This is a genomic window from Streptomyces sp. B1866 (assembly GCF_031932565.1).
GTDB lineage: Bacteria > Actinomycetota > Actinomycetes > Streptomycetales > Streptomycetaceae > Streptomyces.
Genome location: NZ_JAVSCF010000456.1, coordinates 1 through 2,387, shown reverse-complemented (window position 1 = coordinate 2,387; position 2,387 = coordinate 1). Strand labels below are relative to the sequence as shown.

Below are 2,387 nucleotides of genomic sequence, written 5' to 3'. Positions count from 1 at the left end.
GCCGCCCCGCGCGGCGTCCGGCCGGTCGCCGTGAGCGGGCCGCCGCGCGCCGCCACCGGCTCCGCGGTCCTGGTCGCGGTCGGCTGAGACGTCCGGCTCGCCGCCCGCACCGGTCTGCGGCTCGCCGTCGGCTCCGGCATCCGGCTCGCCGTCCCGGGGGGCGGGCGCCCGCCAGGTCAGGCGGACCGCGTCGGCCCGTACGCCCCGGCCCGCGACCTGCGTCCAGCCGTCGCCGGACACCGCGCCGAGCCGCCGCCAGCCCTGGCCGGGCACGTGGGCCTCCACCGAGCCCGGGGAACCGGCAGCGGGGTCCACCCGCGGCCTTCCCCGCGCGGGCGGCGCACTCGGCGCCGCGCTCGTCAGCGCCGTGACCGCCGTCAGCGGCCGGGCCCGGCCGAACCGCACGGTCACCGGCTCGCCGGAGGCCGCCACGGCCGTACCCGGGTCGCCGTCCGCGGCGGCGCGCTGGGCGGGCGAGGGGCCCGGCGGCGTCGCCCGGTCCGCGCCCGTCCACGCGTCCGCCCGCCGCACCGCCTCCGCCAGGAACGGCTCCAGCACGCCCTTGCCCACGGTCACCGGGCTCTCCGCGATCCGCTCGCGCAGCCGCCCGACCTCCCGCCGCGCGCGCCAGGCCGCCGCGCCGTCGCCGCGCGCCTGGGCGGTCAGCAGGTCCACGGCCCGCAGGCCCGCGTCGCCGTAGCGGCCGAGCTGGTCCAGCCACGGGCCCGCCTCGCCGCCCAGCGCCGCCGCCAGCCGCCGCGGGGCGCCGCCCATGGTGCGGAAGGCAGCGCGCAGCCGGTCGGCGGCCCGGTCCAGCCGGTCCGCGTCCGCGCCGCCCGCGCGCGTACCGCCCGTCTCCGTACGGCCGCCCTTCTCCGCGTCGCCGCCCTTGGTCGTACCGCTCGCGCCCGTACCGCCGCTCGCGCCCGTACCGGCCGTCCCCGGCAGCGCCGCCCAGAACGCGTCGATCAGCGGACGCAGGTACGCCGACTCCTCGCCCCCGAGCACCGAGGACGCCTCGTTCCCGGCGAGCGCGCGCAGGGCCGCGCGGGCGGCCTCGTCCGGCCCGGCCAGGTCGTCCACGGCCGCATGCCAGGACCGGGCGGGCCGGTAGCCGCGCGGGTTCCACGCGAAGTCGGCCGCCGTGAACAGCGGCACGCGCGAGGCGGTCGGCTGCCGCATCGCACCTGCGACCAGCCCCGCCGACCCGCTGGCCACGGCCGGGTCGCGGCCGGTGTACGGGCCGAGGAAGAGCCGGTCTTCGGCGTAGTCGTTGACCGGGTAGTTGTCCATGGTCACCAGCGGGTGGCCGAACGCCTTCCGCGCGTCCGCCAGTTCCTCCCCGGTGATCGTCCGCGGCACCACGCCCACTCCGGTCCAGGCCACCTCCACCCGCGGATCCAGGGCCCGCGCCAGCGCGCGGCGGAAGTCGGTGGCCCCGTCCTGGTAGTACTCGGTCGGCATCAGGGACAGCGGGGCAGCGCCCGGGTGCGCGTCGGCCAGGTGCGCGGCGAGCGCGCCCGCGATACGGGCCTGGGCCCGCGCGGCCGCCTCCGGGCCCGAGCCGAAGGCGTGCCGGTCGGCGCCGCAGTGCCACTCGCTGTAGCTGACGTCCTGCACCTGGAGCTGGAAGGCGCGCACGCCGAGCGCCCACATCGCGTCCACCTTGCGCAGCAGCGCCCGCAGGTCGGCCGCGGAGTTGAAGCACAGCGACTGGCCGGGCGCGACCGCCCAGCCCAGGACGACGTGGTTGCGCCGCGCCCGGTCCGCGAGCTGCCGGAACTCCGCCCGCCGCGCCGCCGGGTACGGGTCGCGCCAGCGCAGCTGCCGGTAGGGGTCGTCGCCGGGCGCGTAGAGGTATCGGTTCTGCTTCGTGCGCCCCAGGAAGTCGAGCAGCGCCAGCCGGTCCCGGTGCGACCACGGCTCGCCGTAGAAGCCCTCCGCGGTGCCGCGCACGGCCGCCTCCGGCCAGTCGCGGACGGCCACCCCGGCGACGGCGTACGCGCGGTGCCGCGCACCGCCCCGCGCGGGCGCGTACGAGCCGTCCGGCCCGCCCGGGACGGGCACGAGAAGCTGCCGGAGGGTCTGCACGGCGTGGAACAGCCCGTCCGGGCCGACGCCGGACAGGGCCACCGTGGGCAGGCCGTCCGCGTACCCGGCCGCGAGGCGGTAGCCGCCCGGCCGCAGGTCGCCCCGCGCGGGCGCGCGCAGCGCCCGCAGCGCCTCCTCCGCGCCCTGGCCGCCGACGCGCACCACCAGGCCCCGAGGCCGGTGGCGCGGCCCGCCGGGACCGGCCTCGTGGACGGTGCGCACCCCGGCGCCGCGCAGCAGGGCGCGCAGGGCGTCCAGCGCGTACGGGTCGGGTCCGCCGCCGGGTCCGCCGTCGG

The 2,387-nt window shown here is 80.4% G+C and carries 1 protein-coding gene; it reads right to left on the bottom strand.

Going from position 1 to position 2,387, the window contains the following annotated elements; genetic code table 11:
- A partial coding sequence (locus tag RKE29_RS29360) for a beta-N-acetylglucosaminidase domain-containing protein (protein ID WP_312008753.1) occupies positions 1–2,387 on the bottom strand: 2,387 nt, incomplete at both ends.